The 15,540-nt window shown below is 66.9% G+C and carries 13 protein-coding genes and 3 pseudogenes; 8 read left to right on the plus strand and 8 right to left on the minus strand.

Annotated features, from left to right (window positions below):
• Nucleotides 1–48: 48 nt before the first annotated feature.
• The 4 genes and pseudogenes from IFY26_RS14840 to IFY26_RS14850 all read left to right on the plus strand — a co-directional run.
• Nucleotides 49–1,175 (plus strand): annotated as a pseudogene (locus tag IFY26_RS14840) (IS256 family transposase); the annotation flags it as partial.
• A gap of 98 nt (nucleotides 1,176–1,273) precedes the next feature.
• Nucleotides 1,274–1,552 (plus strand): NAD(P)-binding protein, encoded by a 279-nt coding sequence (locus IFY26_RS18405; RefSeq protein WP_416046583.1) that lies wholly within the window; start codon nucleotides 1,274–1,276, stop codon nucleotides 1,550–1,552.
• Between the two features lie 407 nt (nucleotides 1,553–1,959).
• On the plus strand, nucleotides 1,960–2,676 hold the full coding sequence (locus IFY26_RS14845; protein WP_232549787.1) for a hypothetical protein: 717 nt from the start codon (nucleotides 1,960–1,962) through the stop codon (nucleotides 2,674–2,676).
• A gap of 29 nt (nucleotides 2,677–2,705) precedes the next feature.
• Nucleotides 2,706–3,788 carry a nucleoside 2-deoxyribosyltransferase gene (locus tag IFY26_RS14850; protein ID WP_232549788.1) on the plus strand — a complete coding sequence of 361 codons (1,083 nt, stop codon included), beginning with the start codon at nucleotides 2,706–2,708 and terminating at the stop codon, nucleotides 3,786–3,788.
• A gap of 412 nt (nucleotides 3,789–4,200) precedes the next feature.
• Here the strand turns inward: IFY26_RS14850 and IFY26_RS17990 are convergent, their stop codons facing one another.
• Together IFY26_RS17990 and IFY26_RS18410 are read right to left on the minus strand one after the other, a co-directional pair.
• Complete coding sequence (locus tag IFY26_RS17990) at nucleotides 4,201–4,422, minus strand: transposase (RefSeq protein ID WP_332836205.1); 222 nt, start codon at nucleotides 4,420–4,422, stop codon at nucleotides 4,201–4,203.
• Between the two features lie 82 nt (nucleotides 4,423–4,504).
• Nucleotides 4,505–4,798 (minus strand): annotated as a pseudogene (locus tag IFY26_RS18410) (transposase); the annotation flags it as partial.
• 196 nt (nucleotides 4,799–4,994) lie between these two features.
• Between IFY26_RS18410 and IFY26_RS14865 the strand changes: the two are divergent.
• Nucleotides 4,995–6,303, plus strand: a pseudogene (locus IFY26_RS14865) (ISL3 family transposase).
• A 258-nt stretch (nucleotides 6,304–6,561) separates the two neighbouring features.
• On the opposite strand, the gene IFY26_RS14870 reads toward IFY26_RS14865, so the two are convergent.
• From IFY26_RS14870 to IFY26_RS14880, 3 genes are all read right to left on the minus strand, one after another.
• Nucleotides 6,562–7,833 (minus strand): ATP-binding protein, encoded by a 1,272-nt coding sequence (locus tag IFY26_RS14870; protein WP_232549790.1) that lies wholly within the window; start codon nucleotides 7,831–7,833, stop codon nucleotides 6,562–6,564.
• 1,005 nt (nucleotides 7,834–8,838) lie between these two features.
• Complete coding sequence (locus tag IFY26_RS14875; RefSeq protein ID WP_232549791.1) at nucleotides 8,839–9,549, minus strand: hypothetical protein; 711 nt, start codon at nucleotides 9,547–9,549, stop codon at nucleotides 8,839–8,841.
• A complete protein-coding gene (locus tag IFY26_RS14880) occupies nucleotides 9,528–10,085 on the minus strand; it encodes a hypothetical protein (protein ID WP_232549792.1) in 558 nt (185 codons plus the stop codon). Before IFY26_RS14880 ends, IFY26_RS14875 begins: the two co-directional genes overlap by 22 nt.
• Before the next feature lie 309 nt (nucleotides 10,086–10,394).
• Between IFY26_RS14880 and IFY26_RS14885 the strand changes: the two genes are divergently transcribed.
• Nucleotides 10,395–11,468 (plus strand): S-layer homology domain-containing protein, encoded by a 1,074-nt coding sequence (locus IFY26_RS14885; RefSeq protein WP_232549793.1) that lies wholly within the window; start codon nucleotides 10,395–10,397, stop codon nucleotides 11,466–11,468.
• Nucleotides 11,469–11,820: 352 nt separating this feature from the next.
• On the opposite strand, the gene IFY26_RS14890 is transcribed toward IFY26_RS14885, so the two are convergent.
• Nucleotides 11,821–12,222 carry a type II toxin-antitoxin system VapC family toxin gene (locus tag IFY26_RS14890; RefSeq protein ID WP_232549794.1) on the minus strand — a complete coding sequence of 134 codons (402 nt, stop codon included), beginning with the start codon at nucleotides 12,220–12,222 and terminating at the stop codon, nucleotides 11,821–11,823.
• Nucleotides 12,219–12,467, minus strand: coding sequence for a type II toxin-antitoxin system Phd/YefM family antitoxin (locus IFY26_RS14895; RefSeq protein ID WP_232549795.1), 249 nt, complete (start codon nucleotides 12,465–12,467; stop codon nucleotides 12,219–12,221). Before IFY26_RS14895 ends, IFY26_RS14890 begins: the two co-directional genes overlap by 4 nt.
• Nucleotides 12,468–12,557: 90 nt before the next feature.
• Between IFY26_RS14895 and IFY26_RS14900 the strand changes: the two genes are divergently transcribed.
• Nucleotides 12,558–13,064 (plus strand): P-loop nucleotide/nucleoside kinase family protein, encoded by a 507-nt coding sequence (locus tag IFY26_RS14900; protein WP_232549796.1) that lies wholly within the window; start codon nucleotides 12,558–12,560, stop codon nucleotides 13,062–13,064.
• A gap of 236 nt (nucleotides 13,065–13,300) precedes the next feature.
• On the opposite strand, the gene IFY26_RS14905 is transcribed toward IFY26_RS14900, so the two are convergent.
• Nucleotides 13,301–14,005: a hypothetical protein gene (locus tag IFY26_RS14905; protein WP_232549797.1), complete on the minus strand. Its 705-nt coding sequence runs from the start codon at nucleotides 14,003–14,005 to the stop codon at nucleotides 13,301–13,303.
• Between the two features lie 214 nt (nucleotides 14,006–14,219).
• Between IFY26_RS14905 and IFY26_RS14910 the strand changes: the two genes are divergently transcribed.
• Nucleotides 14,220–15,473 (plus strand): branched-chain amino acid ABC transporter substrate-binding protein, encoded by a 1,254-nt coding sequence (locus IFY26_RS14910; protein ID WP_232549798.1) that lies wholly within the window; start codon nucleotides 14,220–14,222, stop codon nucleotides 15,471–15,473.
• Nucleotides 15,474–15,540: the final 67 nt, after the last annotated feature.

The raw sequence follows: 15,540 nt of genomic DNA on the forward strand, positions 1-15,540 counted from the left end.
GTGGGCACGCGGACAGATTGTTCAGCAGGCTCCTAGGTCGAGGCGCACGCTGGCGAGGTTGATGAGAATGGTCACCGGCTGGTGGTACGCAACGGCTTCCACGACCCGCGGGAGGTCGCGACCTCGGCGAGGGCGGTGCCCCGCGGGTCAACGACAATCGCATCGACGAGGCGACCGGGGAGCGGAGGCGGTTCTCCTCGGCGATCCTGCCCGCGTGGGCGAGAAAGTCGCCGGGGGTGGCGCAGGTGCTGCCGCGTCTCCACCTGCACGGCCTGTCCAGCGGGGACTTCGTGCCCGCGTTGGAGCAGTTCCTCGGCTCGACCGCGGGCCTGTCCGCGGCGACGGTCACCCGGCTCACGACCCAGTGGCGCGACGACGCGACGGCGTTCGGCCAGCGGTCTGTGGCCGATTCGGACTACGTGTACCTGTGGGTCGACGGGATCCACCTGAAGGTCCGGCTCGAGCAGGACAAGGTGTGCCTACTGGCGATGATCGGGGTCCGCGTCGATGGGACCAAGGAGCTCGTGGCCCTGGCCGACGGGTTCCGCGAGAGCAGCGAGTCCTGGGCCGATCTGCTGCGCGACTGCAAGCGTCGTGGCATGCGCGCGCCAGTCCTCGCGGTCGGCGACGGCGCGCTGGGGTTCTGGAAGCCGCTGCGCGAGGTGTTCCCCGACACTCGGGAGCAGCGCTGTTGGTGGCACAAGCTCGGAAACGTGCTCGCGGCGCTGCCGAAGTCGGCGCATCCGGGCGCGAAGGCCGCGCTGGCCGAGATCTTCAACGCCGAGGACAAGGACCACGCCCTCGTCGCCGCGAAGGCGTTCGCCGACGACTACGGTGCGAAGTGGCCCAAGGCCGTCGCGAAGGTCGTCGACGACCTCGACGTGCTCCTCGCGTTCTACGACTACCCCGCCGAGCACTGGATCCATTTGCGCACGACGAACCCCATCGAAAGCACGTTCGCCACCGTGCGGCTTCGGCAGCGCGTCACCAAGGGCCCCGGCTCGCGCGCCGCGGGAATCGCGATGGCGTTCAAGTTGATCGAGTCCGCCCAAGCACGCTGGCGCGCGGTGAACGCACCCCACCTCGTCGCCCCGGTCCGCGCCGGAGCCGAGTTCAAGAACGGCAAGCTCCTCGAACGACCGGACGAATCAGGAGATGACGTTCACGCCGCCTGACCGGCCGATCCGCAGGCTTGACTATTACTCCACACGGCGGCGCCGGAGCTTGTACAGTCCTGTCAGGACGGCCGGCTCAATCGACAAGGGTGCCCTCTATGTCTGTTCGTGCGGTGATCGTGGGCTCTGGTCCCGCGGGGCTGTTCTGCGCTCACACCCTCTCGCGTGCTGGATTTGAAGGAGAGATTGTTGTGCTTGAGGCGGGGCACGCCCTTGAGCAACGGTTCATCCCGGGATCCGACTGGTCGTTCGACCCGCGCAGTGTCTTGGAGGGCGAGGCGGCGCCGGCTTCTTGGCAGACTGCAAGCTGTGCCTCTCTCCGACGGCCGGCACCCAGTTCTCGAGTGAGGTCCTGGATGATTACGGCCGAGCACTGACAGATGTGGATATCAGCATTTGGCAACGTCTTCTTGACATCGGTCATGAGATTCGCAGGGCAAGCCCTAACCCCCTCCAAATCCGCGCCGCCCATTCAGCCCTTGAACGCTCGGGTCTTACGTGCGAGACGTATCCGGTGCGCCCACTCGGCAGTGACATGGCGTCGCGATTTCTACGATCTTTGACGCAGGATCTGAGTCGGAATGGGGTCGATTTTCGGTACGATCATCAAGCTCTGCGGGTGCACCAATTCCCGGATGGATTTCGGATTAGTGCTATGCACAACGGCACTCCCGCAGAGGAGTTTGCCACGCACCTGTTCTTGGCAGTTGGCTGGGCGGGCAGCTCTCGCCTCCAGAGCTTGATGCCAGGCATAGCGACACAACCCAACGACCTTGATATAGGAATGCGAATCGAGTTCCCGCATTTCGGTGGCTCGCAGATGCGCGAAGCTGGGGATAATCCGAAGATCAAGTTTTCGGACGGCACGTCGTACGCAAAGACTCACTGTCTAGTCCACAAAGGCCGTGTCTTCTACTACTACCTGGATGAGCACTGCCTTGTTGATGCGCATGCCGTGCGCGACTTTCCTACACGGGCTAGTTCGGTAAATATGCTATATCGGATTCCTGCAGGGCATGTGCGGGACCCTTTGGTCGTGTTTGGGGCGATTTCTACGATTGCGCGCGAGTTTGGTGAGGGTTTGCCGTTGAGTCAGCCTCTGGAAGCGCTCATGGGGAGACGCTTGAAGGCTGTGGACGGATCCTACGCGCCGACCCTCCCTCCACCTGAGTCGCGCGAGGTCGACCTCACCTACGTGTTCCCCGAGCGTATCGTCAGCGCGATCCGCGAGCTGGTAACGAGGCTGGCGGACTTCGCGCCCTCGATCCTCAGCCGGGAGGCGATGGTTTACGCGCCGGCTGTGCAGTGGGTGATGCCACGCCTGAAGCTGGATCGTCACTTCGCGGTCCCTCGCGCGCAGAGAGCCTGGTGCATCGGGGATGCCACGGGTACGACGGCAGGGGTGCTTCCGGCGGCGGTTTCGGGCATCGTTGCTGCGAGGGACGCGCTGACACAAATGAAGGGCGGAGAGATCCAAGACCGGATTTGGGGAGAGTTATGAGTGCCTTTTCTGTCACTGGTGAGCGGCCGATGCTATACATCGCAGGCGGATTAACCAAGGCTTCTGATGAGAATCTGGAGATCTATGGAGATATCCGTGAGGGCTGCAATGCCGCGGGCTACGACAGTTACCTCCCCCATGAAGAAACTGGTTCACGCAAAGATAATCTGGATCCACGCAGAGTCTACGGCGCAAACATTGGCGCGATAGATCGAAGCGTTGGGGTGGTTGCCGATGTGAATGTTGCCTCCCACGGTGTCGGGATGGAGATCCAGCACGCGTTCGACCGAGGGATTCCTGTCATAGCGTTGGCGCATGCACAGAGCGATGTATCTAGAATGCTACTGGGCCATCCTGGTCTTGTAGACGGGGTAGTGCGGTACGCGCGCAGGTCCCAGGTATCTTCACTGGTGAGCACTGCACTTAACTCCCGTCTGCGTGCAATAGGAACTCCCAGAGGGCGCCTTATCTCCGTTGAAGGCCCTGATTTTGTGGGGAAGTCGACTTTACTGAATGCGCTTGTTGGCGGTTTGGAAGAGGACTTCCCGAACCGGGTCTCGGTTGTCACAGATCCGCCTTGGAAGCTACCTCCGTGGGGAGAACTGAATACACTCCTCCGTTCGGCTAACGAACTGAGTCCGGAGGCGGAAGCGCTTCTCTTTGGTACCGCGCGAGTCGACAGTTACCTACGTTCTATCCGGCCTGCGCTCGAGATGGGGCACGTGGTAATTTGCGACAGGTTCATCGATTCTTGGTTCGCTTATCAGTCAGTGCGCTTTTCAGAGCAAGGCCGGGAGAATGCTCTTGAATTCCTCATGTCACAGCAGAGACATCTTGAGCACGAGGGAGTGATAGCGCCGCCGGGCCTAACGCTTGTGCTTATGGCGTCGACCGATGAACTCCTTAGACGAGGCGAGTCGCGCGCCACAAAGGACAAGTATGAGGCGGGCTCCTTCCAAACGCGTGTCATCGATGCGTACGAGACGTTGGTCGAGCGGCAACCGTTCCGGATGGTGCGAATCGAGACAACGGGCAGGAGCCCCGGAGAGGTGCATCACCTGGCGCTGCAGATGGCGAGAGCCTACCTTGCCGAAGCGATCGGGGAGGCCTGAGCCGGCGCGCTTGATCCACTAGAGCTAGATCCGGCAGCTGCCGCCTTCAGCGCAGCGCCCGGAGATGGGCAACTTGGTTGTTTGACCTCAGGCTCGGCCTGGCCAAGGCTCGGGCTCAGGTGTCCTGGGTGGTCGCTCATCTCGGCTGCCGCCTGGTCGGGTTGGCTCTGATTGGCCCTGCACAGCCTCGGACGCGCCTAGGCCGTGAGAGACTCAAGGGGGGCTCCGGCGCTCGGAGTAGAGTTGCCCTCCCTGCTCGAACCGGTTGTAGAGCTTGAGGAGGAAGCGTGGATGCCAGCGTCATCGGGATGGACCCACACAAGCGGTCAATGGCCATCGAGGTCCTCAATCCAGCGGAACGGGTTGTGGCCAACACCGTTTCGCGACCGACGCGGCGTGGATTACCGGCTCTTCATACCTGCGGTGGGGGCACGGTGAGTCCGCCGCCGATGAGGAGCATGCGTAGCCGGTAGTTCGCTCGGTTCCGGAACCCTCTGGCGATGCGGCGGTGGAGCTCGATGAGCCCGTTGATGCTCTCGGTGCCGCCGTTGGAGGCGCGGCCGGTGTCGAAGTAGGCCAAGTACGCGTCCTTCCACTGCTTCAGCGTCCGGCCGAGGCGGGCGATTTCGGGGATGGGGCAGGACGGGAAAACCGTTGACTACCTGTTCGGCAAGCTCACGTCCTCGGGTGGTGTCGGGGTCGGCGTAGGCGGCCCGAACGCGTTGGGCACATTGCCAGGCGACGTGGACGGCGTCGTGACGCTCGTCGGCGGCGATCGCCGCGGCGAGGCAGGCCTGCTGCTTGTCGGTGAGTCGCTCAGCCACACAGCGCAGTACGTCCCGGATCCCGTACAAGGGATCACCGAAACGGCCACGATGGCCGAGGGGCTCCTGCTGCACGCGACGGCGCACCTCATCGACCGCATGCCCAGCCAAGGCAACCACATGGAACGCGTCGAGGACAGCAGTGGCGTCGACGAGCAAGTCAGCCGATCGCGTTCTTGTAGCCACGGAACGGATCCAGGGTGGCGACCTCGACCCTCTGCCTGAAGGTCTTGCCGCCCTGGTCCAGCCACGTCTTAAACAGGCTCATCACAGTTGAGGGTGTAGAGCTGGGGTGAGCTGACGGGCGCGTCGGTCCGTGGATGAGGGGTCGAGGCCTCCCGATGATGGAAGTTCTCACACCACCCATCCGGAAGACCCCGACGTGCCCCACGCTACCTTCGTCCGCCCTGACCTGACTACGTTTGCTCGCCTCGACGAGCTCCGCTTGGAGGTGGTCGGTCAGTACGTCGAGTCGAAGCGGGCGGTCCTGTCGTGTCGGGTCATCGATGATGACCAGTGGTGCCGTCGGTGTGGCTGTCAGGGTGTTCCCCGGGGGACGGTGGTCCGACGGCTGGCGCACGAGCCGTTCGGCTGGCGGCCCACCGTGTTGCTGGTCACCGTGCGCCGCTACCGCTGCGCCGAGTGCGGGCACGTGTGGCGCCAAGACCTGACCAAAGCCGCCGAACCGCGGGCCAAGCTGTCCCGACGTGGTCTGCGGTGGGCGCTGGAGGGGATCGTGGTGCAGCACCTCACGATCGCCCGGGTCGCCGAGGGCCTGGGTGTGTCGTGGAACACCGCCAACGACGCCGTGTTGGCCGAAGGCAAGCGCGCCCTGATCGATGATCCCCACAGGTTCGATGGCGTCGCCGTGCTCGGTGTCGATGAGCATGTGTGGCGGCACACCCGCAAAGGCGACAAGTACGTGACCGTCATCATCGACCTCACCCCGGTCAGGGACAACACCGGCCCCGCACGGCTGTTGGACATGGTCGAGGGCCGCTCCAAACAGGCGTTCAAGACGTGGCTCGCCGCCCGCCCCAAGAACTGGCGTGACAAGGTGGAGGGTCGTCGCGATGGACGGCTTCACCGGCTTCAAAACCGCCACCACCGAAGAACTCCCCGACGCCACCCCCGTACTGGACCCGTTCCACGTCGTCCGGTTGGCCGGTGAGACCCTCGACCAATGCCGAAGACGGGTCCAGCAGACCCTGCACGGCCACCGTGGCCGCGCTGGTGATCCGCTCTACCGCGCCCGGCGGATGTTGCACAACGGCGCCGGGCTACTCACCGCCAGGCAGAAGACGCGGCTGGAGGCGTTGTTCACCGGCGACGACCACGTCGAGGTCGAAGCCGCCTGGGCCGTCTACCAACAGATGATCGCCGCCTACCGAGAACCCGACAAGCCCAAGGGCAAGGCGCTCATGAAGGCCGTCATCACCGCCATCGGCAGCGGCGTCCCCGCCGCCCTCCACGAGGTCATCACCCTCGGCCGAACGATGACCAAGCGGGCCGCCGACATCCTCCCCTACTTCGACCGTCCCGGCACCTCGAACGGCCCCACCGAGGCCCTGAATGGCCGCCTCGAACACCTCCGCGGCAGCGCCCTCGGCTTCCGCAACCTCACCAACTACATCGCCAGATCACTCCTGGAGACCGGCGGCTTCAGACCCCAACTACACCCTCGATTGTGAAGAGCCGGATTGGTCGTTCACTCTTCGCAACGAACTGGGCATCGTCTTCCTGGTCACCAAGCACGCGTGGAAGCACCTGATCGAGCGTGCGGCGGGCGCCCTCCTGGAGGGCTTGGGATCGGTGGGCCTCACCCGAGCCGAGATCTCTCAGTGGTGTAGTGGCATTCCGGCGCGCGAGGTATCTCGGCTCCGGCTGGCCGCTCGGAACGCTCCGACCGGGGAGTTCAGTGGCGCGCCATAGCAGCGCCGTCGGGTGGTTCAGGGGCCAAGGAGTGCGAGGGGGACGACGGCGATGCCGTCCGGGCGGCGGTAGGCGTGGGTGCCGGTGTAGATGATCATGCGGTCGACGAGGCGGTCGCCGAGTTGTTCGCTGAGCCAGTTCAGGTGTTCGACGTCGGCGGGTCTGATGGTGTCGGTGAGTTTGACCTCGATCGCGAGGGTGGAGCGGTCGGCCGTCTCGACGATGAGGTCGACTTCGTGGTCGGTGTTCTTGGTGCGCAGGTGCCCGACGCGGGCGTCAGCCGCTTCGGCGTAGACCCGTACCGATTGGGCGGCCAGCGACTCGAACAGTGCTCCCAGCCAGGTGCCGGTGGCAGCGTGGACGCGGTTACCCTGTCCGCGCAGAAGTCCGGCCTTGCCGACGCCGACAAGGCGGGCGGCCAGGGCCGGGTCGACCAAGTGGTGCTTGGGAGAATGGGTGAGCCGCTTGAGAGGGGAGAACGCCGGCGTCCAGGCCTCGATGGGGTCGAGCAGGTAGATCCGTTGGAGGTGTTGGCGGTAGATGTCGGCAGTCTGCCGAGCCGGCTTGTCGCCCTCGCCTGGTGTTGCGGCCGCCAAGATCGTGGCGAAGGTGGCGTCAGTTGCGGTCGCGGCGGCATAGGCGGCCAACCACGCCCGCAGGGCTGCCGGACGCCGCACGCTCACCCCGCTGTCGGGCAACTCGCGGTCCACGATGCGGGTGAGGTAGCTGTCGAGTTGGACCTGGCGGGCCCGTTCGGGCAGGTCGCGGATCCCGGGGAACCCGGACCGGAGGATCTCGTCGGTGTAGGTGGGCAGGTCGATGGGGGAGATGCCGGTGATGGCAGGCTGGGTCCCGTCGAGCATGCCTCGCAGGGACACGGACGGTTCGGCCAGGGCTCGTTCGCTGAACGCCAGCGGCCTCATGGTCAGGCTCACGATGCGCCCTGCCCCCGAGTGGATCCGCACCCCTGGTGCCACGTCGGCCGAACCGGCCAGCAGAAAGCGGCCTCCGGTGGGGTCGTCGTCGACCGCGCGTCGTACCCGGTCCCACACGTCGGGTTCGAGTTGCCACTCATCGATGAGGACCGGGCCGGGGACGTCCGTGACCAGGTCCAGGTGGCTGGACAGCGCTGTTCGCTCGTTGGGGTTGTTCAGCGACATCACGGTGGCGACCCGTTGCGTGGCGGTGGCGGTCTTGCCCACCCCCTTGGCTCCTTCGAGGGCGATGGCGGCGAGGTGCGGGAAGAGATCGTCAAGGGTCTCGTCCACGATCCTGCGCCGATAGTCCACCCGATGGACTCTAACAGTTGGACGTACTGCTACCTAACAACTGGACGCTTACGTAACTAACATTTGGACGCAGCTCGCAAGCTTCCCGTGCCCCCTTCCATGACCGTCAGTACCGTCGTCGTGTTGGCCAGTCGATACGCCGCTGCTCGTCGAAGGCTGGGACGCTTGGCAGCCGTCGGCTTACGCTGGAGCGCAGCCCTGGACGCGGATTCACCCGGATCCAAAGCTCAGGCCATCCCCACGCCCTCCCCACAACAATGGTGCCGCCATGCCGATCGACGATCAAAAGTCCTTGTCAGGAGAGTGCGTGCGGGCGCGAGGGAGCTTCAACTCCTCTCTCGCGCACCGAGAGACATGTCTCCCCGAGTGCGGTCCTTAACCTTGACGTCTCCGTCGTCCAGTAGACCGCAATGTGGCCGGTGGCCGATGGCGGTCGGACTCGTCGTCCTGGGTGGGGCGTGTTTCGCAGGCCCGACCCGGGAGCGCCGGTGGCAGACAGTGCCTCCAGCGGATTGGCGCCGAGCGGGCCCCCTCGGACGTGTTGGGACATGCCGCTGTGAGGTGCTCCCGGCGCGAACCAGTCGTCCTCGGGATGGGCGTATGGTCCGTGCGCGTAGTCGCTTTGACGATGACCCCAGCGGCTCCCGAGCGGGCTATCAGGACGATCGGTATCGCTACCGCGCTGGATGGCGACACGCTGGTCACTGCGGACCCCGTTCGCCTGCGCCTGCTCGGCATCTACGCCCCCGAACTGGGTCACGACGGCAGCCCGGACGTTTGCGGTGCTGCGAGCGCCCACGAGCGGCTCAGCGAACTCGTCGGTACACACCGCATGGTCGTGAACTCCTCGGGACAAGGCCGGTTCGGGCGAACCTCGGAAACAGTCGAGGTCGCTGGATCGGATACGGCGTTGGCCCAGCTGCAGCTCTTCGCCGAGGAGTCCCCGTTCCTCGTGGTCGTGCTCGCGAAGGCCTGGTCCCGCCGGCAACGCCCCCGCGCTCACTCTCAGCCCTCGGGCCCCCGCAGGAACACCTGCGCGCTGCCACCCAGCTCGACGTCGACCCGGGTGCAGGACGCCGCGGAGTCAACGCGCGTGAAGGTCGGCCAGTGGTGGTCGTCCCCCAAGATCTGTGTGACGGCCCGTTCGGCCTCGGGCAGCGTGAGACATTGCTCGGCCACCTGCGTCCGCAGAGCAGCACTCAGGACCGTCGGCGCCACGTCGGATTCGGGCATGAAGTTCTCTGCGACGATCACTTCCTGATCCGCAGCAACCATGGCCACTGAGCACGGGCTGGCGGGGCGTGCGTCATCGCGCTCCGTGATCGTCCAGCGGTGGAGGCCCAATCGGGACAACTCCTCCTGGACGAACCCCGTCATCTCGTCCGCAGAGAAGCAACGGCTGAGGCCGCCGTCGACGTAGTCGTCGAGCGACTGCCCCAGCTCCGCAACCCTGTCCTCGCCCTCCGTGATCGCTGGCACGAGCGTGGCGTCGGCGGGTCTCCCGACGGAGGGGCCAACGACAAGCCGGCCATCGATGAGCCGCACGGCCACCGGGTCCGCAATCGGCCCCTTGCCCGTGAGCTCGGCGTAGCTCCTGCAGTCGGCGACTGGGTCGTCGCTCATCGACGCGCCGCCGTACCGGCGCTCATCGTTCCAGAGCGTCCCGGTCGTGGCCTCCCAACTCGTCACGCAGTTCAGCCCGTCATGGGCGCCCACATACCACTCGTTGTACAGGTGGTAGCCCGCGTACGCGGTGCCGCCGCCCAACGCGAGCGCATCTCACCCAGGCTCAAGGCGAAGATCGCAGTGAGCTCGAACTGCAGGCGCTCGTCAGCGTTCGGGATCATCCGCGTCGCCTGCCTGGCGCCTGTCTTGGCCAACTCCAGGGCGGCCTTCTTGGCGGCGGTCTTGGCGGCGGAAACGGCGACCGCCTTCGCACCGGCTTTGGCAGCCCCTCCTCCGGGGATGAACGAGATGCCCAACTCGGCGGCGATGCCACCGACCATCACCGCCGTCCCAGCGGCGCTGATCGCCGTTACGTAATGACGCTCGAGCATCGCGAAAATGTCGGCTGGGGACGCATCCGGGTGGCGCCGGCGCATCCGGCGGACATACTCGCGTGCCACCCCTCGGCGGCCCCTAACCGCCTCGACGATATCCCGCTCAGCCTCGTCGGCCGCCAACTCGGCGGCGACCGTCACCTGCTCGAGAGAGTCGCCCACCTCAGCGAGCTCAGGGTCAACGTGCGTCATTGTTCCTGCCCTTCCATGTCCGGCGTGGGCCTACTCTATGGCGACGATCATGTTGAAATCGAGTTCCTTCGTCTCGGGGACGACACGGGCCGACCATGGATCGTCGACGTTGTGGCCTAAGCGCTGTGCTCTACGGTCGACCTTGTCCCTTTCGGCACAGGAGGGACCGGGGCGTCCTGATCGGAAGTGTCTCTGACGCGAACGCCTGCGACCCCATGCTGTCGAGACTGATGAAATCCCTTGACAGCGCGGATTCGCGGGTGTTTTCTGTGCGTCGGGACGCTCGTCCCCGTCACAGAAAGCATGCCCATGAAGCGCTTCCGCGCCTATGGCGTGGCGTTGGCCACCGTCGGCCTCCTCGCCTCAGCCTCGGCTGTCCCCGCCGCCCACGCGGCACCGTCCTCGGCGCTCCACCCCACCTCTGCCGCCCAACCGTCCGTCACCCATGCGGCCGAGTTGGCCCAACCGACGGAGGTCGCCACCGCCACACCTTTGGAACTCTCGATTGTTCGAGGGTGTTTCGAGCGTGACGCCTCCCTGACGGGGCTCTGGGTCACGTACACCAACCCCACCGCGCAATCGCAGGTCGCGCTGTTTGCCGTGTCCGATGCGAACGCCTCCCTGACCGCCACTGACACGATGAGTGTCGCCGTCGAGCCCTTCGGGGAACAGACGGTGAGCTACGAAGCCGAGGGCGGGGCGTCCTACCGCTTCTGGGAACTCTCCACCCCGGGTGAGGAATGGAATGCGCTGGGCAGCCTGCCCGACTGCGGCAACGGCGACCCGTTCACCGATTCGGACTACTTCGCCCATCAGTTCGGCGAGGAGATCAACTGGATGTATTTCAGCGGTACCTCCACCGGGTGGGCCGAGCCGGACGGCTCGCGCACCTATCGGGGCCTGAACTCGATGAACCGCGACGCGATGGCGGCGTTCCTCTACCGGCTCGCCGGGAGGCCCGCGTTCACGCCGCGGGGGCAGACCTTCACCGACGTGTCGCCGCAGACCGCTTTCTACACCGAGATCGAGTGGTTGGCGTCCACCGGCATCACGACCGGCTGGCGCGAGGCCAACGGCACGGCCACCTACCGCCCGCTGTCCCCGGTGAATCGCGATGCGATGGCGGCGTTCTTGTACCGGTTCTCGCTCCTGCAGGGTTTCCCGTCCTTCTCCGCCGATCCCAACAGCTACTGGTTCGTCGATGTTCCCCCGGGTACGGAGCACTACGACGCGATCGAGTGGATGTATGAGTTCGGCCTTTCGACCGGCTACCAGATCGGCGGCGACCTTCAGTACCGGCCCACGCAGCCGGTCAAGCGTGACGCTTTGGCCGCGTTCCTGTTCCGCTACACCGATCAGATGGGCCTTGGCCCCAACGCCTGAGGTGACGCGCCAGACGCGCTGGGTCGGACGGGCATCCGTCCGGCCCAGCCGTCGTCAAGGCCGAGCCAGGGCAACCCAGGGGCGCGAAAGGGCGCGGCTGGGCTGATGCCGGCGTAGATGATCGGGAGGGCGTCGGCGTGGCTCGTGGGATTCGCGGTCGCCGCCGGCTGGGGCTGGATGTTGGCTGCCGGGGTGGGTGAAGGGTCTGCGCCGTGATCCCCGACCGGACTATCCTTCGGACCATTCACTCAACCGCTGGGTCACGAGGGTGAGGTGGGCGTCGAGATCTTTGGAGGGGCGGTGCGATCACTGGTGCCGGGCGCAGCGAGCGCTCGTCGACGTCCCTCTTAAGTCACACGGCCACGATCTCGATGAGCTCGTCCAGGCCGGCAAGGTCGCCCGCGTTGCGGGTGTAGAGGCGCGCCCCGTGCGCATGTGCCGTGGCGGCAATGAGCAAGTCCATGACGCGTCCCCGCGGTTGGCGGCCCACGTCGACCACGGCCGCCGCAAGGCGGCCGTAGCTCACGGCGACTGCGGCGTCAACGGGGAGTGGGTCGAAGTGCGTCTGGAGTCCGCTGAGCCGGCGCAGCCTCTCAGCCCGAACTGCCGCGGTCTTGGCCACGAGAACGCCGAACTGGAGTTCGGCCACGGTGATGGCACTGATCGCGATTTCACCCGGAAGGGGAGTGAGGCCACCCCCGATGACGACGCTGGTGTCGAGGATCGCCCTGACCGGCGGGCTGGTGGGGCTCACGAGCCTGCCCAGGGGTCACGCACCTCGCTGTCGAGCAGCTGTCGGTCCTGCTCCCAGTCGGGGTCCGCAGGGCCGCTGAAGAGCTCGGCCACATCGCGCCAGGACCGCCAGGGCGTCGCGCGGGTCGGGACGAGGCGCGCGCTTGGTCGCCCGGAGACGGTGATGGTGATCTCCTCGCCAGCCTCCACCTGGCGCACCAGTTCAGATGCCTCCTGGCGCAACTCTCGCAGCCCGACGCTCTTCATGCCGCGAGGGTAGCACTTGTGCTACTCCGCGACGTGCCGAGTCCAGGGAGTCCCCGCGCCAGCCGTGCCCCGATGGGGGAGTCTGGACGCATGCGCGGTTTCGTACTGGTGGGTGGTTGGCCGGCCTCGGGCAAGACGACGTTGGGCCGTGATCTGGCGGACGCCCTGGAGTTCGACTTCCTCTCCAAGGACGAGGTCAAGGAGGCGCTCATGGATGAGCTCGGGGCGTCCGCCACGGTCGAGGAGTCTCGGCGCCTCGGGCGGGCGGCGGTGGCCGCCGTGCTTCGTGCGGCTCGCGGCTGTCGGGCGGCGGTCATCGACAGCACGTGGTTCCCCTACACCGCGCCCATGGTCGACGCGCTGCCGGGCCCGTTCGTCGAGATCCGCTGCGAGGTGCCCGTGTCCGTGGCGCGGGCCCGCTACCGGCAGCGGGTGCGCGATCTGCGTCACCTGGACGCCCAGCGCACCGAGGCCGAGCTGTGGGGGGAGCCCGTGGCTCCGCTGGCCGTCGGCCCGCTCGTCAGCGTCGACACGTCGGTGCCCGTGGACATGCCAGGTCTGGCCGAACAGGTCCGGGGGCACCTCACCCGCGGGTGAGATTCCGGTGGGCGCGGGACGCCAGGTTCGGCGCGGCTCCGCGGTCAACAACCCGTCGCACCTACGCTCATCGACCTCGAGGTAGTCGCGGCCCCAGTCGGCTCGTTGCTCGTTGATGCGTTGCTCCTCGGCCTCCTCGCGCGACAGCGGCTCGCGGCGTCCGCGGAGGGCGTCTCACCAGTGCGAGAGCCGACTCTGCTCGCCCATCGTTTCCCCTTCGTCACAACGAACGGCACTCAGGCCGCGCGCTCTTCCCTCCGCAGACGCCACCAGAACCAGACCGCGACCACGGCCGCCAGCAGGGAGAACCCGACGCCCAGATACCCCGCTCCCGGGGGGACGTCCCAGTTGGCCTGGCTCACCATCGCCGCCAGCGCCATCACGACGATCGCGTGCACCATTCCGATCTGGGTGGTCGCCGCGAGCAGGACGACGATGCCCGCGCCCGTCTCATCGGGCAGGCCGGTGGGAGCCATGCACAGCGCGATCACGCCGGCCAGCACGGACGCCTCCAGGGCGAGCCCGAGGATGATCGTGGCGGCCGATCCCGCGGGGAGCAGGCCGGTCGCGTCCGCGACCACGAACGCGATGGCCACCACGCCGGGCAGCGCGGCGACGATCCGTCCCACCCCCTCGACCGGTAGCGCCGGCACGAGCACCAGCCACGCGAGGGCCAACACGATGGCCGCGGGCGCCCCGAAGGCGATCACCTCGTCCAGGCCACGGCCGGGGGAGGGCAGCGGAAAGATCATGGGGACGTCCATGGCCTCCAGGCAGCCGTCGGAGAAGGAGCGCCCGAAGCGGTAGCCCTGCAGCACGCTGCCGCTCAGCATGCTCCCGGCGCACGGACGCCAGAAGATCGCCAACGCGGCCGTCTGCAGGGCAGCACCGACCATCAGGAGGGCCGCGGAGACCAGCCACAGTGCCGAGCGCGTACGCATGGCGGCATGGTAGTCCCCCCATGACCAAGCCCCGCGCTGACCCGGACGCGCGGCGTCCCCACCGGACGGGCTTGATAACGAGCGGGTCACGGATCGGTCACCGCGCCATTTCTGTGGCGGAATGCGCTGGACATTCGGTGCGCCGGCCCTAGATTGTGGCCAACCCTTTCTCCGGGCAGGGGACTGGCCTTTGACCACAGCAGGAGGACCCACCGTGACCATCCACCGTCGCGCGGTACTGGCCGGCTTCGCCGGCGTTGCCGCGACCATCACGCTCAGCGGCTGCGGTTCGCGCACCGCCACCACCACCACGACCGGCGAGAGCACCGCCGGCAGCGGCAGCACCGGAGCCGCGTCCGGCAACGTCGCCAAGATCGGCTTCATCGCACCCCTCTCGGGCGGCCTGTCCGCCATGGGCACGGGCATGCGCAACTCGGTCGACCTCGCGATCAAGCAGGCCAACGAGTCCGGCGCCATCCCCGGCTGGACCCTCGAGCTCGTCGCCGAGGACGACCAGGGCCAGCCCGACCCGGGCCGCAACGCCGCCACGAAGCTCGCTGGCGACAGCGACATCGTCGGCGTCGTCGGCCCGCTCAACAGCTCCGTGGGCCAGGCGATCCAGCCGGTGCTGGACGCCGCCACCATCGCCCTGGTCTCCCCGGCCAACACCAACCCGACGCTCACCAAGGGCGCCGACCTGGCCAACCCGCAGCGGGCCTACGCGAGCTACTTCCGCACCTGCACCACGGACGCCGTCCAGGGGCCCTTCGCCGCGCAGTACCTGCTCGACAACGGCTTCACGCAGGTCGCCACCGTCCACGACAAGAAGGCCTACGGCCAGGGCCTCGTGGAGGCGTTCACCACGGCCTTCACCGAGGGCGGCGGCACCGTCGTCGCGGCCGAGACCATCAACCCCGACGACAAGGACTACTCGGCCGTCATCACCAAGGTCGCGGCGTCCTCGCCGGCGGCGCTGTACTACGGCGGTGAGTACCCGAACGCCGGCCCGCTGAGCCAGCAGATGAAGGCGTCCGGCCTCAACGTGCCCCTCATGGGCGGCGACGGACTCTACGACGCGGCCTACATCGAGCTCGCCGGATCCACCTCGGACGGCGACCTCGCCACCTCGGTCGGCGCACCCACCGACTCGCTGCCGTCGGCACAGGCGTTCGTGGACGCCTACGACGCGGGCGGGTACGCCGAGGGCTACTCTGCCTACGGCATGTACGCCTACGACGCCGCCAACGCGATCATCGAGGCCCTCAAGGTCAGCCTCGCGGACGCCGACGCCGCCGAGGGTGCCCGCGAGGCCACCGTCGAGGCCCTCAACGACGTCGACTTCGAGGGGGCGTCGGGCCGGGTCGCGTTCGACGAGTTCGGCGACTCGGTCTCCCGCGTGCTCACCGTCTACAAGGTCACCGGCGGGGAGTGGGTCGCCGACACGACCCAGGACTTCCAGGGCAGCTGACCGGATCGCAGACCACAGCGCGGTGGGGAGTTCCGGCGGGCGTGCCGGAACTCCTCACCTCGTGCGA

Source organism: Propioniciclava soli (assembly GCF_014858005.1).
Taxonomy (GTDB): Bacteria; Actinomycetota; Actinomycetes; order Propionibacteriales; family Propionibacteriaceae; genus Propioniciclava; species Propioniciclava soli.